General features: G+C 72.1%; 17 protein-coding genes. 6 read left to right on the top strand and 11 right to left on the bottom strand.

Annotated features, from left to right (window positions below; all coding sequences use genetic code 11):
• Positions 1–69: 69 nt before the first annotated feature.
• The 10 genes from VGO20_RS12430 to VGO20_RS12385 form a co-directional block, all read right to left on the bottom strand.
• A complete protein-coding gene (locus VGO20_RS12430; RefSeq protein WP_327502665.1) occupies positions 70–192 on the bottom strand; it encodes a hypothetical protein in 123 nt (40 codons plus the stop codon).
• A 56-nt stretch (positions 193–248) separates the two neighbouring features.
• Positions 249–371: a hypothetical protein gene (locus tag VGO20_RS12425; RefSeq protein ID WP_327502664.1), complete on the bottom strand. Its 123-nt coding sequence runs from the start codon at positions 369–371 to the stop codon at positions 249–251.
• Positions 372–502: 131 nt separating this feature from the next.
• Positions 503–1,522, bottom strand: a complete 1,020-nt coding sequence (locus VGO20_RS12420) for an aminotransferase class I/II-fold pyridoxal phosphate-dependent enzyme (protein WP_327502663.1) — start codon at positions 1,520–1,522, stop codon at positions 503–505.
• A gap of 20 nt (positions 1,523–1,542) precedes the next feature.
• Positions 1,543–2,790, bottom strand: coding sequence for a beta-ketoacyl-[acyl-carrier-protein] synthase family protein (locus VGO20_RS12415; protein ID WP_327502662.1), 1,248 nt, complete (start codon positions 2,788–2,790; stop codon positions 1,543–1,545).
• Between the two features lie 29 nt (positions 2,791–2,819).
• On the bottom strand, positions 2,820–3,083 hold the full coding sequence (locus tag VGO20_RS12410; protein ID WP_327502661.1) for an acyl carrier protein: 264 nt from the start codon (positions 3,081–3,083) through the stop codon (positions 2,820–2,822).
• A gap of 40 nt (positions 3,084–3,123) precedes the next feature.
• On the bottom strand, positions 3,124–3,564 hold the full coding sequence (locus tag VGO20_RS12405; protein ID WP_327502660.1) for a PaaI family thioesterase: 441 nt from the start codon (positions 3,562–3,564) through the stop codon (positions 3,124–3,126).
• Positions 3,565–3,582: 18 nt separating this feature from the next.
• A complete protein-coding gene (locus tag VGO20_RS12400) occupies positions 3,583–11,217 on the bottom strand; it encodes an SDR family NAD(P)-dependent oxidoreductase (protein ID WP_327502659.1) in 7,635 nt (2,544 codons plus the stop codon).
• A 46-nt stretch (positions 11,218–11,263) separates the two neighbouring features.
• The gene (locus tag VGO20_RS12395; RefSeq protein ID WP_327502658.1) at positions 11,264–12,973 is read right to left on the bottom strand and encodes an AMP-binding protein; all 1,710 of its coding nucleotides are present in this window, start codon (positions 12,971–12,973) and stop codon (positions 11,264–11,266) included.
• Positions 12,970–14,496, bottom strand: coding sequence for a B12-binding domain-containing radical SAM protein (locus tag VGO20_RS12390; RefSeq protein WP_327502657.1), 1,527 nt, complete (start codon positions 14,494–14,496; stop codon positions 12,970–12,972). The genes VGO20_RS12395 and VGO20_RS12390 overlap by 4 nt, the downstream gene beginning before the upstream one ends.
• A 65-nt stretch (positions 14,497–14,561) precedes the next feature.
• Complete coding sequence (locus VGO20_RS12385; RefSeq protein ID WP_327502656.1) at positions 14,562–15,884, bottom strand: B12-binding domain-containing radical SAM protein; 1,323 nt, start codon at positions 15,882–15,884, stop codon at positions 14,562–14,564.
• Between the two features lie 485 nt (positions 15,885–16,369).
• Here VGO20_RS12385 and VGO20_RS12380 point away from each other — a divergent pair, with 485 nt between their 5' ends.
• Positions 16,370–16,984: a glutathione S-transferase gene (locus tag VGO20_RS12380; protein ID WP_327502655.1), complete on the top strand. Its 615-nt coding sequence runs from the start codon at positions 16,370–16,372 to the stop codon at positions 16,982–16,984.
• A gap of 16 nt (positions 16,985–17,000) precedes the next feature.
• Here VGO20_RS12380 and VGO20_RS12375 read toward each other — a convergent pair whose 3' ends face one another.
• Positions 17,001–17,462, bottom strand: a complete 462-nt coding sequence (locus VGO20_RS12375; RefSeq protein ID WP_327502654.1) for an Lrp/AsnC family transcriptional regulator — start codon at positions 17,460–17,462, stop codon at positions 17,001–17,003.
• 184 nt (positions 17,463–17,646) lie between these two features.
• On the opposite strand from VGO20_RS12375, the gene VGO20_RS12370 reads away from it, so the two are divergent.
• The 5 genes from VGO20_RS12370 to VGO20_RS12350 all read left to right on the top strand — a co-directional run.
• Complete coding sequence (locus tag VGO20_RS12370; protein WP_327502653.1) at positions 17,647–18,693, top strand: pyridoxal-phosphate dependent enzyme; 1,047 nt, start codon at positions 17,647–17,649, stop codon at positions 18,691–18,693.
• A 117-nt stretch (positions 18,694–18,810) separates the two neighbouring features.
• The gene (gene rpmB, locus VGO20_RS12365) at positions 18,811–19,104 is read left to right on the top strand and encodes a 50S ribosomal protein L28 (RefSeq protein WP_327502652.1); all 294 of its coding nucleotides are present in this window, start codon (positions 18,811–18,813) and stop codon (positions 19,102–19,104) included.
• 143 nt (positions 19,105–19,247) lie between these two features.
• Positions 19,248–20,042, top strand: a complete 795-nt coding sequence (locus tag VGO20_RS12360) for a queuosine precursor transporter (protein WP_327502651.1) — start codon at positions 19,248–19,250, stop codon at positions 20,040–20,042.
• Positions 20,039–21,268 carry a tRNA guanosine(34) transglycosylase Tgt gene (gene tgt, locus VGO20_RS12355; RefSeq protein WP_327502650.1) on the top strand — a complete coding sequence of 410 codons (1,230 nt, stop codon included), beginning with the start codon at positions 20,039–20,041 and terminating at the stop codon, positions 21,266–21,268. The genes VGO20_RS12360 and tgt overlap by 4 nt, the downstream gene beginning before the upstream one ends.
• 136 nt (positions 21,269–21,404) lie before the next feature.
• Positions 21,405–22,952: PAS domain S-box protein (locus tag VGO20_RS12350; RefSeq protein WP_327502649.1), on the top strand; the 1,548-nt coding region annotated here is incomplete at its 3' end.

The raw sequence follows: 22,952 nt of genomic DNA, 5'->3' as shown, positions 1-22,952 counted from the left end.
GCGTAGCCCATGTCGTTCTCTCCGTACGCGAAGGGGGATGGTGCCGCGCCCGATGGGCGCAGCGCGATGTCACTCGGCTTCGACTTCCGCGGTCTCGTGCTCGGTCAGCTTCATCTCGGCCGCCGGGGTCTCACGAGCCTCGCCCTGCTCGGCGCTGTCGAACGGCGTGAGGCCGTACTTGTAGTAGCCCATCTCCAGGTCTCCTTGTGGGTTGGAACGATCGTCGTGACAAGCCGGAGGTTCGGTGACTACTCGGCCTTGAGTTCGGCCTCTTCGTCGCGGGTCAGCTTCGTCTCGGCCGGCGCCGCGTCCTTCGCCTTTTCCTGCACGGTAGGCGTGAAAGTGCCGATAGCAGCCTCGTAGTAACCCATGATGAATTCTCCTCTCGTGGCGAGTCCTGCTTTGCTTGGATGGAAATGCTTAACCATCAAGCGAAACCATCGTCACAAAAAAATCAAACACCCGCAACAGTAATGTCCTTCCACTTGAGCGAAGTTGCCTATCATAGTATTTTTTTGATCTCTTCAGCGACATGATCGACGACATCCGGGCGCCGGGCCGTGAAGCGCAGCATGTCGTCCGGCATGCCATAGACGACACCGCTCTCCGCGCTGAGGCAGAAGATCTTCCGCTTCTTCAGTTCGCTCCACACGCGCACGGCCTCGGGATGGCGCCAGTTCGCGAACAGCGTGCGGCTGGGCGTGACGGTCCCGCCGATTTCCGCGAGCCGGCGCTCCAGGTAGCGCAGGTCGGCCCGGACCTCGTCCCAGATCCTGCGGACATCGTCGATCGCCTCGATCGCGCCCAGCGCCGCCGCCTCGGCGAAGACGCCCGATTCGAACGGCGGGCGCATGGCGGCGCAGGCGCGCAGCCGCTCCGGCGCCGCCACGATGTAGCCGACCCGCGCGCCGGGTATGGTCCAGACCTTGAACCCGCGGGCCAGCACCAGATCGGGGTGCAGGGTCGAGGCGTGGCTCTCGCCGGTCATGTCGGCGTAGCTCTCGTCGATCACGACCGGCCGCCCGGCAGAGCGCTCGAGCAGTGCCGGCACCAGCCCCGCGGGCAGGTCGCAGCCCAGCGGGTTGTTCGGCGAGCAGAGCATGATCGCGTCGGCGTCGTCGAAGGCCGCCAGGATCGCCGGCACGGGATCCTCGCCCAGCAGGGACGGGGTCGACAGCCGCGCGCCGTGCCGGCGCGGCGCGTCGGCGATCTGCCAGAACGCCGGCAGCGGCACGACCACCTTGCGCCCGGCCAGGAACGCGCGGCTGATCAGGTCGAGCGCGCCGTTGCCCCCGGCGGCCGACAATACCCGGTTCGCCGGTATCCCGAGATAGCCGCCGATCGCGACGCTGACCTCGCGCTCCAGATGGGGATAGCGCGCCACCTTGCCGACCGCGTCGACGAGCGCGCGGCGCACCCCCTCCGGCGGCTCGCGGTCCTGGACGATCGGGTAGACCATGTCGACCGCGCCCGGGAAGTCCAGGCTTTCGGCGCTCGCATCGAAGATCCAGGCGTCTTCCACTACAGTCCTCGTCGTTGCTTTCAGGAAAGGTCCGGCCGCGACACGACCAGCGTCGCGTTGATGCCGCCGAAGCCGAAGGCGTTCACCAGGCAGTGGCGCGGCTCGGCGCGGCGCGCGGCCGTGGGGATGTCGAACTCCCCGAACTCGGGGTCGGGCGCGTCGAGGTTCCGGGTCGGCGGCACCAGCCGGTCGCGCATCGCCAGGAGGGCGGCGGCGACGTTCACCGGTCCGTTGGCCGCGAAGAGATAGCCGGTATGGCCCTTGATCGAGGTGACGGCCGGCAGCCGGGCGGGCCCGAAGGTCGCGCGCACCGCCGCAAGCTCGGCCGCATCGCCCCGGACCATGCCCGAGGCCTGGGCGAAGACGCAGCCGATTTCGGACGGCGCCAGGCCGGCGTCGTCGAGGGCCGCGGCCATGCACGCGGCCGTGTCGGCGACCGCGATGCCGGTGATGTCCTCGCCGCAGCCGCTGTTGGTGGCGTAGCCGCCGACCGCGCCCAGGATCGCGGCACCCCGGGCCTCGGCGCGGCTGCGCTCCTCCAGGACGAAGACCGCCGCCCCCTCGCCGCAGATCATGCCGTCGCGCGCCCGGTCGAAGGGGCGCGGCGCGCGGCCGGCGTCCTCGCCCGGGCTCAGCGCGTGCATCGCCTCGAAGCCGGACCACGTGATCGGCGTCGTCACCGCCTCGGCGCCGCCGGCCAGCGCCCAGTCGCACGCCCCCGACCGGATTGCCTCCGCCGCCTCGCCGATCGCTTGGCTGCCGCTCGCGCACGCCCCTGCGACGGTCCGCTGGGGAGCCGTGATCGCGTGGCGCAGCGCGATCATGCTCGCCGCCATGTTCGGGATCAGCGACGGGATCAGGAACGGCGTCGTCTTGCGCACGCCGTGGCGTTCCTGGCGCAGCACCCCCGCCTCGATGCTGGGCAGCCCGCCCATCGCGACGCCCATGAACACCGCCCCGCCCGGCGGCGGGCGGCCGTCGGGGAACAGCCGGCTGTCGCCGATGGCGCGGCCGGCGGCATGGAGCGCATGGCGCACGAAGGTGCTCATGCGCTTGATCTCGAAGGAGAAGGGCCCGTCGACGGGGTCGAGCCGGCCGTCGTCGACCTCGCCCGCCAGCCGGCAGGCGAACCGGGCGGGATCGAAGCGGGTGACCGGCCCGATCCCGGCCCGGCCCGTCAGCAGCCCGTCCCAGAAGCCGCCGGCCGTGCAGCCGAGCGGCGAGGCGACGCCCATGCCGGTGACGACCACGTTGCGCCGAGACGCCATGCCTTCTCCCGATGCCGTTCCGGCGGGCCTCAGGCGGGCTGGACGCCCGCCGTCATGCGCTCGCGGATATAGCCGACGAGGTCGTCCATGGTGTCGATCTTGTCCATGACGTCCTCGCCGAAGCTCATGCCGAAGCAGTCCTCGAGATAGAGGATCAGTTCGAACATCTTCAGCGAGTTCAATCCCTGGATCGACGTCGCCAGCCGCGAATCCGGGGTCAGGTGCGAGGTATCGGCCTCGATGAACTCGCCGATATGCGTGACCACCTTGTCGAAGAGTTCCTTGTCCTGCATCGTCGGGCGCCTTTCCTTCCCCTTGTTGTATGAGTGCCGCTCAGCGCTGCCGGTCTATCACGGCGAGCGTGACCGTCGCCTTCGAGCACAGCCGCACCTTGCCCTGCGCGACCGCGAAGACCTCGGATTCGGCGACGACCATCCGGCGGCCGGCCCGCAGCACCCGCGACCGGCAGCGCAGCTCCTCCCCGACCGCGACCTGCAGCAGGTTGATCAGGAAGTTGACCGTGAGCACGATCTGGTCGGCGCCGATCAGCGTGTAGGCGGCGGCGCCGGCGGTGTGGTCGGCCATGGTCGCCTGGACGCCGGCATGGATCACCCCGTCGTGCTGGAGGTGCCGCGCCTGCGGGACGAGGCGGGAATCGACCCGTCCGGGGCCGATCTCCGCCGGCTCGATCCCCAGATCGGCCACGAAGGCGGCATCCTTGAAGATGGCGGCCGCGGCGGCCGCGTAGTCGGGGTTGCGGGGTTCGAACGCCATCCGTTTCCTCCTGTCCCGTCAGCCGTCGATCTCGGCCAGCAGACGCTCGGCGAGCCTGGACAGGCTCGGCGTCTGGACGAGCTGGATCGTCGGCAGCTTCACCCCCAGGGTATCCTCGATCAGGCAGCTCAGCTCCACCGCCATCAGCGAGTCCAGTCCCAGGTCGCCGAGCGGCTGGCCGAGGTCGATCCTGGCGGGCTGGGTGCCGAGCACGGTCGCGAGCTGCCGGCGCAGCGCGTCCTCCAGGATCGGCCGGCGCTCGTCGGCGGCGGTGCCGAGCAGCGTCTCGCGCAGCGACGCGCCGTCCGCCTGGGCCTCGGCCGCCGCCTCGCCGGCCGCCGCCAGATGGGCGAAGCGGGGCGAGGTCGCGATCTCGGGCATGTACTTGCCCCATTTCTGCCAGTCCATGTCGACGGCGCCGGCCTGGACGGCGTTCGCGCGCAGCAACTGCTCCAGCACCGCCAGCGCCCGGGCCGGGGCGAAGGCGGTCAGTCCGTGCCGCTCGAAATGCCGGCCGATGTCGGAGTGCTGGGCGACGTAGCCGACGTCGCCGATCGCGCCCCAGTCGACCGCCAGCGCCGGCAGCCCCAGCGCGCGCCGGTGATGCGCGAGCGCGTCCAGGAACGCGTTGGCGGCGGAGTAGTTGGCCTGGCCGGGATTGCCGACCATGGTCGCGAAGGAGGAGAACATCACGAACAGGTCGAGCGGGTCGTTCCGGGTCAGCCGGTGCAGATGCGCCGCGCCCGCGAGCTTCGGCGCCAGCACGCGCTCGAGCCGCGCGAGGTCGAGCTGCCCGATGAAGCCGTCGTCGAGCACCATGGCCGCGTGCAGCACGCCGCGCAGCGGCGGCATCGTGCGCCGCACCTCCTCCAGCAGGGCCGCCATCGCCGCCCCGTCCGTCACGTCGGCGCGCACGACCCGGACCTCGGCGCCGGCCTCGCGCATCGCGGCGACCGCGGCCTGCGCGCTCTCGGACGCGGCGCCGCTGCGCCCGGTCAGGACCAGGTGCCGGGCCCCCCTGTCCACAAGCCAGCGCGCGACCGCGACGCCGAAGCCGCCGAGGCCGCCGGTCATCAGGTAGGTCCCGTCGGCGCGCAGCGGCAGCGCCCGGGACGCCGGCGCCGCCGCCTCGGCCGCCGCGTCGCGCATGCCCAGCACGATCTTGCCGATGTGCCTGGCCTGGGCCATGTGGCGGAACGCGGCCTCGGCCTGCGACACCGGGAAGGCGTGGCGCGGCAGCGGCTCCAGCCGCCGGTCGCGGAAATAGGCCATCACCTCGCCGAACAGCTCGCCCGCGATCTCCGGCCGGTCGTGGAACAGCTTGTCCAGGTCGATCGCGAAGAAGGACAGGTTGTTGCGGAACGGCCTGAGGCCGAACCGGCTGTCCTGGTAGATGTCGGTCTTGCCGATCTCCAGGAACCTGCCGTAGCCGCGCAGCAGCGCGAGGCTCTTCGGGATCGCCTCGCCGGCGAGCGAGTTCAGCACCAGGTCGACGCCCTCGCCGCCGGTGATCTCCATGATCCGGTCGGCGAAGTCGAGGGAGCGCGAATCCAGCACGTGCGGCACGCCCAGCGACTTCAGGTAGTCGCGCTTCTCGGGGCTGCCGGCGGTCGCGAAGATCTCCGCCCCGGCCTCCAGGGCGAACTGGACCGCGGCCAGCCCGACGCCGCCCGCCGCGGCATGGATCAGCACCCGCTCCCCCCTGCGCATGCGGCCGAGATGGTGGAGCGCGTAGTACGCGGTCAGGAAGGTGATCGGGATCGTCGCCCCTTCCTCGAACGCGACGTGGTCGGGCAGCGGCTGCACGAACGCCTGCGCGACCGTCAGGTGGGTCCCGAAGCCGGACGCGATCGCGACGACGCGGTCGCCGGGCCGGACCTTCGTCACGCCCGCGCCGACTTCTGCCACCACGCCCGCGCACTCGTCGCCGAGCACGAGCGGGACGTCCCCCTCGGTCGGGTAGATGCCCATCGCCTTCATGACGTCGCGGAAGTTGAGGCCGGTCCAGTGCGCCTCGACCTCGATCTCGCCCGGGCCGGGCCGGCGGCGCTCGGTCCTGCGCAGGACCAGGTTCTCCAGCGCCCCCGGCTTGGCGACGTCGAGCCTGAAGGCCTCTCCCTCGGCCACGGGACGGGTGCCGAGCGCCGCCTGGCGCAGCCCGTCGACCGACATCTGCTGCAGCCGCGCGCCGTGGCGCCGCCCGGCGCGCAGCGCCACCTCGGCCTCGCCGTCCTCGGCCAGGCACTCGGCGAGCAGTTGCCCGCTCTCCTCCAGGCCGCCGGTGCCGGGATCGAGGCCGGGATCGAGGCCGGGATCGAGGTCGACCATCCGGCAATGCAGCTCCGGATGCTCGTTGAGGACGACGCGCCCGAAGCCCCGGATCGGGGCCTGGGCGACGGCCGGCGCCCCGCTCCGCGCCCCGGCGGCGGTGCAGCCGCGGGTCACGAGCACCAGCCGGCGCTCGACCCCCGGCAGGGCGGCCAGGGCCTGGACCAGGTGCAGGGCGCCGCCGGTGCCCGGGCGCTGGGCGGCGGCGACCGCCTCGGGCGACGCCTCTTCCAGCGCCGGCGCGTCGAGGCCCCACAGATGCACGGCGCCGAGCCGGGCGGCGGCGGCCAGTTCCGGTTCCTTCAGCAGGGCGCGGAAGTCCTCGGGATGGTCCGGGCGGACCCGGATGGCGGCGCCGTCGCGCGCGTAGTCCCCGCCGGGCCGCACGACCACGACCCGGTGGCCGCGCCCGGCCAGGGCCTCGGCGAGCCGGGCGCCGGTGCCGCCCTCGTCGGCCAGCACCAGCCAGTGGCCGGTCTTCACCGCTGCCGGCGCCGCTGCCGGCGCCGTCTGCCCGCCCACCGCGCGGCGGGCCAGCACGACGCTGTGCAGCGGCTCGCGGAAGCCCGCGTCGTCGGCGAGGAAGCGTATGTCGGCGAAGCCCGACGCGCCGAGCACGTCGCGCCAGGGCTCCGAGCCGATGCAGGCATGCGCCGGGCGGATGTCGGCGTCCTCGAACGCCCACCAGCCCTTCAGAAGCCCGAAGACGAGGTCGAACCAGTAGGGCGGCCGCGTCAGCTCGACCAGGGCCAGCAGCCCCTCCGGGGCGGCGAGGGCGGCGACGTGGCCCAGCGTGCGGCGCAGGTCGCGCGTCGCGTGCAGCACGTCGCCGGCCAGCACGAGGTCGAAGGACCCGGCATCGAAGCCCTGGCCGGCGGGGTCGCGCTCGATGTCGAGGGTGCGGTAGCGCACGAAGGGGTGGGCGCCGAACTTCTGCTCGGCCGTCCTGGTGAAGGCGCCGGACACGTCGGTGTAGACGTATTCCGTGCGCTCGGCCGGCAGCAGCGGCAGCAGGTGCGAGGCGAGCGAGCCGGTGCCGGCGCCGATCTCCAGGATGCGCAGGGTCCGGTCGGCCGGCAGCCGGTCGACCACCGCGCGCACCGCCTCGGCGGCGAAGCGGTTGTAGGTGCCGAACGACCGCGAGTCCCGGTACAGCTCCTCGGTCGCGGCCTGGGAGCCGTCCGGGAAGATGATCTGCAGCGGGTCCGCCTCGCCGGCCAGCACCTCGGCCAGCGCGGGGCCGCAGCGCCCGATCAGGGCCAGCTCCGGGGCGTAGGCCGGCAGTTCCTCCCTCATGCGCTCGAACATCGCCTCCGCCCGGCCGGGCTCGGGCGCGCGCAGCACCTCCAGGGTGCCGCCGTCCGCCCGCAGATGACCGCTCTCGGCCAGGACCTCGACCATGCGGCCGAACAGCCGGTGGTGGTGCGGCGCGATCGCCAGCCGCTCACGGACGGCGTCGGCCTCGAAACGGCCGCCGGGCGTGAGATCGAGCCCGAGCTTCGCCAGCGCCTCGGCGAAGAAGGCCGCGCACAGCGCGTCGAGCTGCGGCTCGACCGTCGCGTAGTAGTCGGCCCGGCCCAGCTCCTGCGCGATGCGGCCGAGCGCCGGCCCGACGTCCTCGGCGACCTGGTCCGGTCCGGCGACGTGGTCCGCGACGCGCGCCTCGCCGGTGCCGGCGGCGCCGAGTTCCTGCCACTGGAAGGCGTAGAGCCAGCGGTTCGCCGCCTCGGCGTCGGTCGGGCCGCTTTCCAGCGCCTTGCAGCCGAAGCCCTGCACCTCGACCAGCACGTTGCCCTTGTAGTCGAGGATGCGGATCGTGCCTTCCAGCCCCTTGGAATCGAGGGCCGTCCGGCGCGCATGGACCCACAGCGGCTGCCAGTGGTTGATCGCGCCGAGCACGCGCAGCCGCCCGATCCGGACCGGGAGATAGGTCGTGCGGCTCCCGCCCGCCTGCCGCGCCAGCGTGCCGAGGATGGCCTGGAAGGCGGCGTCCAGCAGCGACGGGTGCACGATGAAGGTGCCGGCGTCGGCGCGCAGCGGCTCTGGCAGCCGCAGGACGCCGACCGCCTCGCCCTCGCCGCGCCAGAGCTGCTCGATCCCCTGGAAGCACGGGCCGTAGTCGAGCCCGATCTCCCTGAACTCGGCGTAGCAGTCCGCGGCGCCGCCCCCGAAGCGGGCCCGCAGCGCCGCGAGGTCCACGCGCTCGGCCGTGCCGGCGCGCCGGACGATCCGGCCGCTGGCATGGAGCGCCCAGTCACCCTCGCCGCCGCGCGGGCGGGAATGGATCGACAGCGTGCCCTCGCGCTCGTCGAGGGTCGTCTGCATCCGGCACGACCGGTCGTCGGGCAGGACCATCGCCCGGTGGAAGCGGAGGTCTTCTAGCACCACCGGTCCGGAACCGGCCTCGCGGCCGGCCGCCAGCGCCATCTCGACGTAGCCGGCACCGGGATAGATCGCGGCACCCTGGACCCGGTGGTCGTCGAGCCAGGGGAACAGCCAGCGGTCGACGTCGGCCTCCCAGCTCGGCGCCGCGGCGTCCGTGCGCCGGCCGAGCAGCGGATGGACCCGGCTGCCGAGCCGGCCGTCGATCGACGATGCCGGCTCGTGCCAGTGGCGCTCGCGCTGCCAGGGATAGGCGGGCAGCCGGACGCCGCCGCCGTCTCCGGCCTGCAGCGCCGCCCAGTCCACGGCCTGGCCGGTCGCATAGAGGGCGGCGAGCGAGCCCCGGATCGTCGCCTGCTCGTCGGCTTGGCGGCGCAGCGTGTGGAACACCGCGCCCTTGCGCCGGGCGGCGGCGAGGCACTCGGAGATCATGCTGGACAGCACCGGGTGCGGCCCGACCTCCAGGAACAGCTCGTGGCCGCGCTCGATCAGCCCGGCGACGGCCGGGGCGAACATCACGGGGTCGCGCACGTTGTGCCACCAGTAGCCGGCGTCGAGCGTCAGTCCTCCCGCGTCCTCGCCGGTGACGGTCGAGACCAGCGGGATGTTGGGCGTCGCGGTGCGCAGGCCCTCCAGCGCCGCCAGCAGCTCGTCGCGCAGCGGGTCCATGTGGTGGCTGTGGAAGGGGACGGTGACCGGCAGCAGGCGGGGCCCGTTGCCCTCGCTCTCCAGCGCCGCGACCAGTTCCTCGATCGCGTCCGTGTCGCCGGCCAGCGTCACGGAGCCCGGGCTGTTGACCGCGGCCAGCGTCGCCCGGCCCTCATAGCCGGCGAGCCGGGCGCGCGCCTGCTCCGCCGTCAGCGCGGCCGCCGCCATCCGGCCCTTGTCGCTGGCGCGCTGCTGCAGGCGCGAGCGGTGGTAGATGACCCGGGTCGCCTCGTCCAGGTCCATCACCCCGGCGCAGTGGAAGGCCGCCGCCTCGCCGGTGCTGTGGCCGACGATCGCCCCCGGCTCGATCCCCCAGGACCGCCACAGCTCGAACAGCGCTACCTGGAGCGCGAAGTTCGCGGGCTGCGAGACCTGCGTCTCGGCCATGCGCGAGCGTTCCTCCTGCGCCGTCATCTCCGCCAGCAGCGACCAGCCGGCGTGGCGCGCGAAGGCGGCGTCGCAGCGCTCCAGCGCCGCGCGGAACACCGGCTCGCAGGCGAGGAGCTGGCGGCCCATCGCCCACCATTGCGGCCCCATGCCCGAGAACACGAAGACCGGCCTCGCCCCCGGCCGCGCGCCGTGCTGGCGCGTGCTGGCGATGCCGGCCGCCGTCCCGCCGGCGAGATGCTCGTCGATCCGGTCCCGTAGCTCGCCGCGCGTGCGGCCGAGCACGGCGAGGCGGTGGTCGTGGTGGCTGCGGCGCAGGGCCGCGGCCGCGCACAGCGCGGCGATATCAGCGGCCGCGCACAGCGCCGCGAGGTCGGGCTCGCCGCCGGCGCCGGGCTCGCCACCGGCATCTGGCCGGGACAGCAGCTCGCGCCAGCCGCGGGCGAGCGCGTCCAGCGCGTCGGCCCCGCGCGCCGAGATCGGCAGGACGTGCACGGTGTCCCCGGCTGTCTCCAGGCCCGCGCCGGCGGCGCGCGCCGGCGCCTCCTCGAGCACGACATGCGCGTTGGTCCCGCCGAAGCCGAAGGAGTTGACGCCGGCCCGCGCCGGGCAGCCGTTGTCCGGCCAGGGCTCGAGCGCGACCGGGACGCGCAGCTTCAGCGCCTTGAACGCGATCTCGGGGTTGGGCGACTGGAAGTTCAGGTTCGGCGGGATCTGGCGGTGCTCGATCGCCAGCGCCGCCTTGATGACCCCCGCGATGCCGGCCGCCGCCTCCAGGTGGCCGATATTGGTCTTGACCGAGCCGATGACGCAGGGCCGGTCCGCCGGCCGGCCGCCGGAGAGCACGGTGCCGATCGCCCCGACCTCGATCGGGTCGCCGACCGGGGTGCCGGTGCCGTGGGCCTCCATGTACTGGACCTCGCCGGGGACGATCCCGGCGCCCTCGTAGGCCTCGCGGAGCATGGCTTCCTGGGCGGCCCGGCCGGGCACGGTCATGCCGTTGGTGCGGCCGTCCTGGTTGACGACGCTGTTGCGGATCACGGCGTAGACGCGGTCGCCGTCGGCGCGCGCCGCCGACAGCGGCTTCAGCATCACGACGCCGGCGCCCTCGCCGCGGACGTAGCCGTTGGCGCGCGCGTCGAAGGTCTTGCACCGCCCGTCGGGGGCCAGCATCGAGGCGCGGCTGAAGCCGATCGTGGCTTCCGGCTTCAAGATCGCGTTGACCCCGCCGACCAGCGCGGTCGTGCATTCGCCCTGGCGCAGCGCCCGGCAGGCGAGGTGCATCGCGACCAGCGAGGACGAGCACGCGGTGTCGACCGCGATGCTGGGGCCGGTGAAGTTGAAGATGTAGGAGATGCGGTTTGCGGCGATGCTCAGCGCCAGCCCGGTGTTGGTGTGCGGGCCGATGAAGTCGCGGTTGTCGGCGCCGTGCTGGATCTCGGCGTAGTCGTAGGCGGCGATGCCGACGAAGACGCCGGCCTTGCTGCCGCCCAGGCGCTCCAGCGTCTGGCCGCCGTCCTCGATCGCCTCCCAGGCGACCTCCAGCAGCAGGCGCTGCTGCGGGTCCATCAGCGCCGCCTCGCGCGGGGAGATGCCGAAGAAGCCGGCGTCGAACCGGTCGATCGCATCGACGAAGCCGCCGTAGCGCACGCTCATGGACCCGGGGCGGGCGGCGGGGTCGGGATGGAAGAACCACTGCGCGTTCCAGCGGTCGGCCGGGATCTCGGAGATCGCGTCGACCCCGCCGGTCAGCAGGCGCCAGAAGGCGTCGGGGCCGTCCACGCCGCCGGGAAAGCGGCAGCCGATCCCGATGATCGCAATCGGTTCCGAACCGTTCGTCGCCGTCATGGCTCCCGTGCCTCCCTAGGCTTGGTGGGGCGTCGAGGCCCCGTCCTCATTCCCGCCCGGCGTTCCCGTCCGGCCGTTCCTCCGCCAGCGCCTCCTCGACCAGATCCCGGCACAGGTAGCGCTGCACCTTGCCGCTGGGAGTGCGCGGGATGCGTCCGCCCGCCACCCAGTGGACGCTGACGCCGCCGATCGCGAACACCTCTTCCAGCGCCTCGCGGACGCGCTGCGCCACCGCCCGCTCGCCGTCCTCGGCCGCGAGCCTCGTGTCGAGCAGCAGGTGCAGGGTCTCGGTCCGCGAATGCGCGTCGTGCCGGCCGACCGCGACCGCCGCCGGGGTCACGGCGCTGCGCGTCACGGTCTCGACCAGCGTCTCGATCTGGTTCGGGGTGTAGTTGCGGCCGTTCAGGATCAGCAGGTCCTTGCGCCGCCCGGTCACGTAGAGGCCGCCCTCGGCGAGGTAGCCGAGGTCGCCGGTGCGCAGCCAGCCGTCGGGCCGCCTGAGGGCCGCCGTCTCCTCCGGCGCGTTCCAGTAGCCCTCCACGACGCTCGGCCCCGCGAACTCGATCTCGCCGACGCGCCGGTCGGGCAGGGGAGTGCCGTCGGCGTCCGCGACGCGCAGCGCATGCCCCTCGACCGGCCGGCCGACGCAGACCAGCGCCAGCGCGCGCGCATCGCCTTCCCCGCGCGGCTCGGCCACGCCGCCGGACGCGACGAGGTCGGCGTCGACCCGGTCGACGGCGAAGGGCCGTCCGGTCTCGGGCAGGGTGACCGCCAGCGTCGCCTCCGCGAGGCCGTAGACCGGCAGCAGCGTCCCTTCCGCCAGGCCCGAGCCCGCGAACGCGTCCTGGAACTGGCGCAGCGTGCTCTCGTGGACGGGCTCCGCCCCGCACAGCGCGACGCGCCACGCCGACAGGTCGAGGCCCTGCGGCGGCCGCAGCCTGGCGAGGCGCGCGCACATCTGGAACGCCAAGTTGGGTGCCGGCGAGAGCGTGCCGCGGTGCCGGCTCAGCAGCTCGGGCCAGGACAGCGGGTTCGCGACGAAGTTCGCGGTGTCCGAGAGCACGACCGGTATGTCGTGGTGGAGCGCGTAGGACAGGCCGATCAGGCCCATGTCGTGGGACGGCGGCAGCCAGGTGACCAGCACGTCGTCCTCGCGATGGCCGACGGCGCGGCCGATCGCGGCCACGTTCGCGGCGACGTTGGCGTGCCGGACCACCGCCAGCCTGGGCGTGCCGGTCGAGCCCGACGTCGCCTGGAGATGGGCGATCGCGCCCTCGTTCCGGCCGCGCGGCGGGGCGGCGGCGGCGCGCGCGCCGGCCCGGACCGCCGCCGCCGTCAGCACCGGCCGGTCGAGCAGCGGCCCCAGCCCGTCCGCCGCCTCCTCGCCCGCGACCACGGCCGCGGCGCCGGCCGCGCCGGCGAGGCCGCGCAGGTGCCCGGCGTAATGCGCGAGCCGGTCCGCCTTCGGCTCGGCGACGACCAGCGGGATGGCACCGGCATACAGCGCGCCGAGATAGAGGGCGAGGAAGTCGCGCGATGCCGGCAGCGCGAGCACGACCCGGTCGCCGCAGCCGACGCCCCGCGCGGCGAGCCCGAGCGCTGCGATGCCCATCATCCGGTTCAGCTCGCCGGCGGTCAACGCGTGCTCCCGGCGCGAGCGCTCGACCACGCGCGCGACGACCCGGTAGGGGTTGCGGCGGACGCTTTCGAGGAATGCGTCGACGACGGATGCCGGGGCGTCCGCGCCGAGGCTCATCGGGCGTAGGCCTTGGTGAAGGCCGCGTCGTCGCGCTTGGACGAACGCTCCAGCCACGCCCTCAGCCCGCCGTACCGCGCCTCGAAGTCCGCCTTCAGCAGGTCCTCGCGCAGCGTCCCCGCGGCGGTGTAGTACGGCTCCTCCAGCTTCTCCAGGAACGCGATGTGGCGCTCCATGCCGGCGTTCCCCACGGCCACGCTGCGCTCGTAGGCCTTCAGGCGGGCGCGGCGCTGGGGCCGGGTCTCCACCTCGAAGGCGCGGCGGAAGAAGATCGAGTAGCTGTCGAGGATGCCGCGCTGCAGCTCGCTCGGGCGCATATGGCGGGGGAAGATGCCGACGAAGGAATAGTGCTGGTAGGTCGGCACCTCCATGATCACCCGGTGGTCCTCGATGTCCTGGCGCGCCCCGAACAGCAGGTTCTGGAACGGGTACTCGGCCAGGCATACGAAGGTCGGGTGGGCGATGCGCGCGTCGGCGCACCAGCGCGCCGTGGCCTCGATCGCGCCGCGGTCCTGCGCCTCCAGCCCGTAGATGATCGCGGAGTGGATGTAGATGTCGTTCTCGGCGAAGGCGAGCAGGCGGCGCGTCTGCTCCGACGGGTCGACCTTCTTGTTGAAGGCGCGCAGCACGTCCGGGTCCTCCGACTCGACGCCCAGGCAGTACTCGTCGAAGCCGGAGCGCTTCAGGTCGAGGACCAGGTCCATGTCGTCGGCGTGGTTGATCCGGCTCATCGCGATGAACTTGTAGTCGCGGTCCCGGAACGCCTCGGCGACCTGGTGGCAGAAGTCCTTCCGGGTCGTGAAGTTCAGGTCGGTGACGTAGAACCGGGTGCAGCCGGTCTGGCGGTTGATGCCGTCGAGCTCGGCCTTGATGTCCTCGATGCCCTTGGTCCGGAACTGCCGGCCGAGCAGCCGGATCGCGTAGCAGAACGAGCAGTCGAACGGGCAGCCGCGCGACATGGACACGGTCGCCCAGTGCAGCCGCGGGGCGCGTGCGAGCAGCGCCGGGTCGATCGCCGTGCCGATCCGCGAATAGCGGGTGAACTTGTTGATCTGCAGCCGCCCGTCGTCCGCGACATGGGCGATGTTCTCGACCGCGTCGATGCCGGAGCCGGACTCGAGCGCCTCGATCAGCTGGACGGTCGGGACCTCGCCCTCGCCGAGCACGGCGTAGTCGGCGTAGCGCAGCGCCTCGTACGGGGCGAAGGCGGCGTGCGGGCCGCCCATCACGACCGCGCAGTCCGGCCGCTTGCGGCGCTTGATCGTCTCCAGCGCCGGGATGTTCGACCAGAAATGGGTCGCGAGCGCGGAGATCAGGATGTAGTCGTAGCTCTCCAGCGGGAAGTCCGCGGGGTCCTCGCCCCAGAACATCTGGCACATGTCCACGGCGGCGTCGGGGTATTGTTCCTTCACGAACGAGCCGACGTAGTAGATGCCGTCGTTGTAGGTGGTCGCGAGCGTCGAGACGTCGGGGTAGTCCTTGTGGAAACCGAGCTGGACGCAGAGGATGTTCAGGCGTCTCATCGTTGCCCTTCCCTGGTCGAGCGGCGGCGGTGCCGGCCGGGCTGTCGGAGGCGTAGGCCCGGGCGTCACGCCCGCGCCCCGGCGAACTCGCCGCCGGCGGTGGCTCCGGGCGGCAGGCCGCGCCGCTGCGCCATCTCCTTGCGAAGCTTCTGCTTCATCTCCTGCTTGACCTTGGCCGCGATGCGGGACGGCTCGTTGACCTGGCGCTGCGCCCAGGCGAGCACGTCGCGGATCTCGGACTTGCTGACCTTGGGATGCTTCCAGACCAGGTTGTAGAGGTCGAACTTGCTGAGGTCGTCCTCGTCGACGAGATGCTCCATCTGCTTCCACAGCTTCGTCCTGTGGAACGGCGTCAGCAGCGTGAGCTGGCAGGCGAACAGCCCTTCATCGGCGAGCTGGTTGATGTCGTAGGCCATGTCCTCGGCGGTGTCGTCGGCGAAGCCGATCATGAAGGTGCCGAGCGCGCGGCGGTCGTACTTGATCAGCTCGCGCACGGTCTGGCGGACGTTGTAGACGTCGTCGCGCTTGCGCACGTCGGCGATGTGCTTGTCGCGGTACGACTCGATGCCGACGATCGCGCCGTCCATGCAGCGGTCGGTCAGCTCGCCGATGCGCCCGCGGATCAGGTCCGCCCGGGTCAGGCAGATCCAGGGCAGGCTGCGCTCGGCCAGCGCGTCGACGATCTTCTCGGCGAGGTGGTTCTGCAGGAAGAAGCTCTCGTCGTAGATGATGACGTGCGCGACCCTCGCCTCCTTGTAGGCGTCGAGCGCCTCGTAGGTCTCCTCCAGGAAGATCGCGTCCTCCTTGGCGTTGAAGACCGGCGTCGAGCAGAAGGTGCAGCCGACGTTGCAGCCGCGCTTGGAATAGAGGTAGCCGACCGGCGAGGAGACGCCGCGGAAGCTGCTGTAGCCCAGCATCGCCGGGTGGTGGATGCGCTTGAGCGGCTTGCCGTAGACGTACTGGTGCAGCGCGTTCTCGCCCGGGCCCTTGATCAGGCGGGTGAAATGGGCGTCGAGGTCTGGGCCGATGGCGCCGTAGTTGCCACCCCAGATGTCCTTCACGCCGGCCTCGCGCGCGGCCTTCGCCATCTCGATCGCGACCGGCGTCGACCAGGTGTAGAAGCTGATGCCGACCATGTCCCATTTCTCGGAGCGCAGCGCGGCCAGGTACTCCGCCCAGGTCGGGTACTCCAGCACCTCGACGTCCGGCACGTTCGACTTCAGGAAGCGCAGGCCCGTCGGCGGGCAGGTGACCGACAGCCGGTCGTCGAGATCGACGGCGCAGGTCCAGGCCATGTAGGTGTCGGTGCGGTCGTACCAATTGCCGCCGACGCCGTTCGGCTCGATCAGGGCTTCCTTGGGGGCCGTGGTCAGCAGGACCTTCTTCATCGTTCCCTTCCCTCCCTGGTGGTCTCGACGGGCCGTCGCGCGGGCTTTACCCAAGTCGAATCTCGTGATCGACATGAATACGATCGTATTGAGGAGAATTTTACGAAATAGATCGTCTTCCTGTCGGGGTTGGTCGCATGCGCATTGCTGATAGTTTCAGTCTCTGGTGAGACTATACAGGTGCGAATGTTTGTTGGCACGGGTTTCTTGTTGAAATATTAACTCGATCGTTAGCGGATTAATTTTTGTGCGCCGCCAAAATTCCCTTTCCGGCCGGACGCCTCGCCTTGGCCAACTTCCGGGCCGCCGCCTGCTGCGGCGCAGCGTGCCCGCGCGCGTCGGCCCGAGGCGGCCGGGCCCGCCCTGGCGCGAAAAACGGGCGTCGCGTCGCGCATGGACGCCCGATGCGCGCGCCTGCCTGCGGCTATTCCTCGGTCGGGCGGAAGACGTTCGAACGGACCGCACGCAGCCGAAGAAGGAAGACGATGAAGCTCCTCTACCAGACCCACTCGCCCTACGCGCGCAAGGCCCTGGTGTTCGCGCACGAGGCCGGCCTCGCCGACCGCGTCGAGGTGATCCACCATGAGACCAGCCCCACGCAGCGCAACGCCGAGGTGTTCGCGCAGAACCCGTTGGGGAAGGTCCCCGTCCTGCTCCGTCCCAGCCGGGACGCTCTGTTCGATTCCGACGTGATCTGCGCGTTCCTGGACACGCTCGCGTCCCGCTCCCTCTTCCCCGTCGACCCGGAGCGGCGGTGGGCGGCGCTGCGGATGCAGGCACTCGCGCAGGGCCTCGCCGACTCGGGGATCGCGCTGCGCTGGGAGACCGCGCGGCGGCCGGAGCCGCTCCGCTACGAGCCGCTGGCCCAGGGCTACGCGCTGAAGCTGACCTCCGCCTATGACTGGCTCGAGGCGTCGGACGAGTTCGAGGCACCCCTGCATGTCGGCCACATCGCCCTGGCGACGGTGCTGGACTGGCTCGAGTTCCGGGAGCTCCCCGGCTTTCGCGACGGCAGGCCCCGGCTCACCACCTGGTTCGACGCCTTCGCGGCGCGGCCCTCGATGCGCGCCACGCCGCTGGCCGGCGACACCCACGATTGAGGGCGCGGCGGGGCGGCTACGCCCCGTCGATCGGCACGGCCAGTCCGCGCTTCACCGGCCCGAGCGAGACGTTCGTGGTGAAGCGCCGGACATTGGCGTTGTCGTGCATCAGCCGGGCCATCAGCGCCTCGTAGCTCTCCATGTCGGGCGCCGCCACGACGAGGACGAAGTCGGCGTCCCCCGTGACGTAGTAGGCTTGCTGGATCTGGCGCTCATGGTTCAGCCAGCGCCTGAGCTGGGCGAGCAGCTCGGGCCGTTCCCGCTCGATCTCGAGCGAGACGATGCAGCACACCGGCGCGCCCACCTTGCGCGGGTTGGCGACCGCGATCACGCGCTCGATCACGCCGTCGTCCTTGAGCCGCCGGATCCGCCGCTGGATCGCCGATGCCGACAGAGGGACGTCCTCCATCAGCTGCTCGGCGCTCCGATCCGCGTTCTCCTGCAGCTGTTCCAGCAGCCTGACGTCTATCCGGTCCATATGCGCGCCTCCCGGCATCTACATAGCGCAGGAGGGCCGCGGCTTCGCGCGCGAAATTTGCATCTTCACGCATGAAACCGGCATGCCGCCGAACCGCGGAGACGGTGGGGCAGGCGCCTCGATCGCGAAGGACGCGGGCGCCATTCGCCGGGAAGCGGCACGCGATTCCGGCATCAATAGGGACATGCATACGCAACCTGACATCATAGCCGCCGCATTCGGCCCCTCCGAACCGACGCGGCTGATCGAGAGCGAGGCGCTCGCACGGCGTTCCGGCGTCGCGCGGGTCCTCCTCAAGGCCGAGAACGAACGGCCGTTCGGCAACTTCAAGATCCTGGGCGGCCTGTCGGCCGGGCTGAAGGCGCTCGCGCGGCGGTCCGGCACCTCCGTCGAGGCGCTACTCGCCGATCCCCGGGCGCATGGCGGGCTGCCGGCGCTGGTATGCGCCAGCGACGGCAATCACGGCCTGGCCGTAGCACTCGCCGCCCGGGCAGCCGGTACGCGCGCCGTGGTGGTCCTGCACGGCAAGGTGGACCGCGCCCGGACCGGCCGGATCGCCGGGACCGGCGCGGAGGTGGTGATGGTGGCCGGCACCTACGACGACGCGGTCGACCACGCGCGTTCGCTCGCGGAGGGCGGCGGCATGCTGCTGATCCCCGACACGACGGACCGTCCGGACGACCCGGTCGTCGCTGACGTGATGCGCGGCTACCGGCGCATCACCGACGAGATCGCGCGCCAGCTCGCCGGGGGGCCGCCGCCCACCCACCTCTTCGTCCAGGCCGGGGTCGGGGGGCTCGCCGCGGCGATGGCGGAAGGACTGCGCGCGCTGGGCGCGCACCCCTTCACCGTGGCGGTCGTCGAGCCCGTCGAGGCGGCATGCGTGCGCCACGCGCTGGAGACCGGCCGGATCGAACGGGTCGGGGGCGACCTCGGGACCGCGGCCGACATGCTCTCCTGCGGGATGGCGTCGGCACCCGCGGTGGAGATCCTGAGGCGTCACCGGGCCCGGACCGTCCTGGTGGAGGACCGCGACCTCCTCGACGCGGTATCGGTGCTCGAGCGCGAGGCCGGCCTTCGCTCCACGCCGTCGGGCGCCGCCGGGCTGGCGGGGCTCCTGCGCGCAGGCCCCGACCGGGCGGGGCTCGGCCTCGACGAGCGCAGCGTCGTGCTGCTCGTGGTCACGGAGGGTCCCTTCGCCCCGTCGCGCGAAGGCGTCCCGTCTCCATGAGGCCGGAACCCGCCATCCGCGGCTTGACGCGGCGGCGCTCCATCGCCTATATACGCGGCTCCGTCGGGCGGTCCTCCGTCCGGCTCGGGTCTTTTTCGTCAACGAGGAACCTGTCCGATGGCACGACGTTGCGCCGTGACCGGCAAGGGCGTGATGTTTGGCAACAACGTCAGCCACGCCAACAACAAGAGCCGCCGCCGTTTTCAGCCGAACCTCCAGGAAACCTCCATGCTGAGCGACCTGCTGGGGCGGATGGTGCGCCTGCGCCTGTCCACCAACGCGATCCGCACGATCGAGCACAAGGGCGGCCTCGACGCCTTCATGCTCGACGCGAAGGACGCCGTGCTGAGCCTCGAGGCGCGCCGCGTGAAGCGCGCGATCAAGGCCGCCGCCGAGCGCCAGGCGGCCTGACGGCCTCCTGCTCGCCGGCTTGCCGTCCGCGGGACTGCCCGCGGACCCGGTGATCCGCACGGGACCGCCACCATGACCGGCCGGCCTTTCGGGCCGCGGTCGTGGTGGCCGGGATCCACCGGCATCCCGCCGGATCGACCGCGATGAACCTTTCTCCCGAGACGCTGGTCTCCTTCCTGAACGGGCTGCCGCCCGAGCTGATGCTCGGCGCGGAACTTGTCGTCTGCTTCGGCGCCGTCCTGGCGATGGCGCGGCTGTTCGGGGCGGCCGGCCTCTACGTCTACATCGCGGTCGCGGTCATCGGCGCCAACATGCAGGTGCTGAAGGCGGTCGATTTCGCGATCTACGGCCATCCCGTGGCGCTGGGGACGGTGCTGTTCGCCTCCAGCTATCTCGCGACCGACATCCTGGCCGAGCACTGGGGCCGCGCCGCCGCGCGCACGGGCATCATGATAGGGTTCGCGGCCTTCCTGCTGTGGACGGTCCTGCTGGTGCTGACCCTGGGCTACGCGCCCCTGACGCCGGAGGCGGCCGGCGAGGACATGGCCTGGGCGCTGCCGGTCCAGGGCCACCTGCAGGCGCTGTTCCTGCCCCAGCCCGCCTTCTTCGTCGCCGGCATGTGCGCCTATCTCGCGAGCCAGCTCTGCGACGTCTGGCTGTTCGACCGCATCCGCCGCCTTACCGGGGAGCGGCGGCTGTGGCTGCGCAACAACGCCTCGACCATGGTCTCGGCCCTGATCGACAACGCCGTCTTCAGCGTGCTGGCATGGGTCGTGTTCGCGCCCGAGCCGCTGGGCTGGGAACCGCTGGTCTTCACCTACATCCTCGGCACCTACGGGCTGCGCCTCGCGGTGGCGCTGCTGGACACGCCGTTCATGTACCTGTCGACCTGGGCCGTCCGTACCAGGACCAGTCCCGGTCCGGGAGTGCCGGCATGACGGCCGGCGCGCCTCCCGCGATCGGGAACCTGGACTACGGGGCCCGGTTCGGCTTCGACGTCCTGCACCGCGACCCGGCGAGCCGGGCGAGGGTGGGGCGGCTGCGCACGCCCCACGGCACGATCGAGACGCCGAACTTCATCTTCTGCGCGACCAAGGCATCGATCAAGGGCGTGAGCCCGCAGCAGATGCGCGAGGCGCGCACCGACATCATCCTGTCCAACACCTACCACCTGATGATCCAGCCCGGCGCCGACGTCGTCGCGGCGCTCGGCGGTCTCCACCGGTTCATGGGCTGGGACGGCCCGATGCTGACCGATTCGGGCGGCTTCCAGATCTTCTCGATGGGCCACGGCTCGGTCGCGGACGAGATCAAGGGCCGCCGCTCCCAGCCGCGCGAGCGCACCTTGACCCGCGTCTCCGAGAAGGGCGCGGAGTTCCGGTCCTATCTCGACGGCTCGAAGCTGTTCCTCTCGCCCGAGACGTCGATCGACATCCAGCGCAAGCTCGGCGCCGACCTCGTCGTCCAACTCGACGAATGCACACCCTTCCACGTCGACCGGGACTACACCGCGCGGTCGATGGCGCTGAGCCACCGCTGGGGCGACCGCTCGCTGGCGGAGTTCGCGCGCGGCGGCGGCATGAGCGCCAACGGCGAGCCGCAGGCCCTGTACGGCATCATCCAGGGCGGCGTCTATCCCGACCTGCGCCGGGAGAGCGCCGAGTACACCCGCGGCCGGCCGTTCTTCGGGACGGCGGTCGGCGGCTCTCTCGGCGCCAGCAAGGAGCAGATGTACGAGGTGGTCGCGATGTGCATGCCGTACGTCCATCCCGACCGGCCGGTGCACCTGCTCGGCATCGGCGGGATCGCCGACGTCTTCGCCGGCGTCCGCCTAGGCATCGACACCTTCGACTGCGTCTCGCCGACCCGCATCGCCCGGCACGGCTGGGCGCTGGCGCCGGGCGCGCCCGGGGAACGGCTCAACCTGCGCAACGCCCGCTTCCGCTCCGACCCCGGGCCGGTCGAGCCCGGCTGCGACTGCGCGACCTGCCGGACCTGGAGTCGCGGCTACCTGCACCACCTGCTGCGCGCGGGCGAGCTGCTCGGCCCGACGCTGATCTCGATCCACAACGTTGCGGTGATGAACCGGCTGATGCGCGACGTCCGGGCCGCGCTCGCGGACGGGACCCTGGACGCGCTGGAGGCGCGCTGGGTCGCCGCATGAACCGGTGCATGAGCTGCTGTTCACCCGGCCGCCGGACCCTTCCGACCGCCCGGAGCGCCCCGCCACCTGCGCGGGAACCTCGCCCAAAGGTCCCGGTTGGCCTCAGGATGATGGAAACGCAACGCCATCGCCGGCCATGACCGGGGTCGAGGACCACGACCGCTCCCCCGCCGCCCGTCTCCGGGCGCTGGGCCGGGCCGCCGCGGCCGTCCTGTCCGCCGGGACCGCGGACGACGTCCTCCGTGCGGCCGTGGACGGCGCATGCGCCCTTTCCGGTGCCCGCGAAGCGGTCCTGACCCTGGCGGGCAGTACCGATCCCGACGGCGCCGGCCCGGAAGGGGGACGGCCCCCGGCGCTTTCCCTGCCGCTGGTCGCCGCGACGGGTGCGCTTGTCGGCACGCTGTCCCTCTGGGGCTGCGGGGACGGCCTCACCGCGGAGGACGAGGCGGCCCTCGCGTCCTTCGCGCAGGTCGCGGCGGAGGCGATCGGGCGCGCCGGGGCCGGTGCCGTGGCGCTGGAGCGCGAGCGCCGCCTCGTCGTCGCCGTCGAGGCCGCCGGCATGGGCGAGTGGGCCCACGACCTGCGCAGCCGCCGCTTCTTCCTGTCCGAACGCTTCAAGGAGATCCTCGGCTTTCCCCGTGGCTCGGCCGTGACGCTGGAGGAGTTCCTTGCCCGCATCCATCCCGAGGACCGCGGCCGGGTCTGGAGCCGGGCCGACGTGGTGATCCGCTCGGGCGGGACCCTGATCGAGGACGAGTACCGGGCCCTGCGTCCCGACGGCGGCATCCGCCGGATCGCGGTGCGCGGCGAGGTGCTGCGGGCCGGGGACGGCACCCCGCTCGGCACCACCGGGATCATCCGGGACGTCACCGACCGCCATGCCGCCGAGGAACGCATCCGCTTCCAGGCCAGCCTCCTGGACGCGGTCGAGCAGGCGGTGATCGCGACCGACCTCACGGGCCGCATCTTGTACTGGAACCGGTTCGCCGAGACGCTCTACGGCTGGCGCGTCGACGAGGTGATGGGGCGCAACGTCCTGGACGTCACGCCGGCCCCGGACGCGGCGCGCCACGCCGGCGAGATCATGGCCGCGCTGCAGGCGGGCCATAGCTGGTCAGGCGGCATCGAGGTCCGGCGTCGGGACGGGCGCTCCTTTTCCGCCCATGTGATCGACTCGCCGATACACGACGAGGAGGGCCGGCTGATCGGCATCATCGGCGTCTCCTCCGACGACACCGAGCGCAGGCGCACGGAGAAGCGCCAGCAGGTCCTCATGGCCGAGCTGGACCATCGGGCGCGCAACATGCTCGCGGTCGTGATCGGGACGCTGCGCATGACCCGCGCCGCCAGCGTCGACGAGTACCGGCGGGCCGTCGAAGGCCGCATAGCCGCGCTGTCCCGGGCCCATGACCGCCTCTCCGAGAGCCGGTGGACCGACACCGACCTGCGCCGCGTCCTCGAGGGCGAGACGCTCGCCTTCGAGCCGCCGGAGAGCGGGCGGTTCGTCGTCTCCGGACCGCCGGTCGCGATCGGGCCGGAGGAGGCGCAGACGCTCTCGCTGATCTTCCACGAGCTGGCGACCAACGCCGCGCGCCACGGGGCGCTGTCGGTCGCGGGCGGCGCGGTCTCGGTCGACTGGCGGATCGAGGACGGCCGGGTCCGTCTCGACTGGGTCGAGAGCGGC

It is taken from the genome of Arenibaculum sp. (genome assembly GCF_035998295.1).
GTDB lineage: Bacteria > Pseudomonadota > Alphaproteobacteria > Azospirillales > Azospirillaceae > DASYHS01.
The sequence above is the reverse complement of the archived record's forward strand: the minus strand, read 5'-3'. Positions and strand labels throughout refer to the sequence as shown.

Bases quoted from the DNA above. Each gene is read 5' to 3' on its own strand.
- VGO20_RS12405 (WP_327502660.1), bottom strand. From the start codon at position 3,564: ATGGCGTTCGAACCCCGCAACCCCGACTACGCGGCCGCCGCGGCCGCC.
- VGO20_RS12380 (WP_327502655.1), top strand. From the start codon at position 16,370: ATGAAGCTCCTCTACCAGACCCACTCGCCCTACGCGCGCAAGGCCCTG.
- VGO20_RS12370 (WP_327502653.1), top strand. From the start codon at position 17,647: ATGCATACGCAACCTGACATCATAGCCGCCGCATTCGGCCCCTCCGAA.
- VGO20_RS12390 (WP_327502657.1), bottom strand. From the start codon at position 14,496: ATGAGACGCCTGAACATCCTCTGCGTCCAGCTCGGTTTCCACAAGGAC.
- VGO20_RS12400 (WP_327502659.1), bottom strand. From the start codon at position 11,217: ATGACGGCGACGAACGGTTCGGAACCGATTGCGATCATCGGGATCGGC.
- rpmB (WP_327502652.1), top strand. From the start codon at position 18,811: ATGGCACGACGTTGCGCCGTGACCGGCAAGGGCGTGATGTTTGGCAAC.
- VGO20_RS12415 (WP_327502662.1), bottom strand. From the start codon at position 2,790: ATGGCGTCTCGGCGCAACGTGGTCGTCACCGGCATGGGCGTCGCCTCG.
- tgt (WP_327502650.1), top strand. From the start codon at position 20,039: ATGACGGCCGGCGCGCCTCCCGCGATCGGGAACCTGGACTACGGGGCC.
- VGO20_RS12385 (WP_327502656.1), bottom strand. From the start codon at position 15,884: ATGAAGAAGGTCCTGCTGACCACGGCCCCCAAGGAAGCCCTGATCGAG.
- VGO20_RS12375 (WP_327502654.1), bottom strand. From the start codon at position 17,462: ATGGACCGGATAGACGTCAGGCTGCTGGAACAGCTGCAGGAGAACGCG.
- VGO20_RS12360 (WP_327502651.1), top strand. From the start codon at position 19,248: ATGAACCTTTCTCCCGAGACGCTGGTCTCCTTCCTGAACGGGCTGCCG.
- VGO20_RS12430 (WP_327502665.1), bottom strand. From the start codon at position 192: ATGGGCTACTACAAGTACGGCCTCACGCCGTTCGACAGCGCCGAGCAG.
- VGO20_RS12425 (WP_327502664.1), bottom strand. From the start codon at position 371: ATGGGTTACTACGAGGCTGCTATCGGCACTTTCACGCCTACCGTGCAG.
- VGO20_RS12410 (WP_327502661.1), bottom strand. From the start codon at position 3,083: ATGCAGGACAAGGAACTCTTCGACAAGGTGGTCACGCATATCGGCGAG.
- VGO20_RS12395 (WP_327502658.1), bottom strand. From the start codon at position 12,973: ATGAGCCTCGGCGCGGACGCCCCGGCATCCGTCGTCGACGCATTCCTC.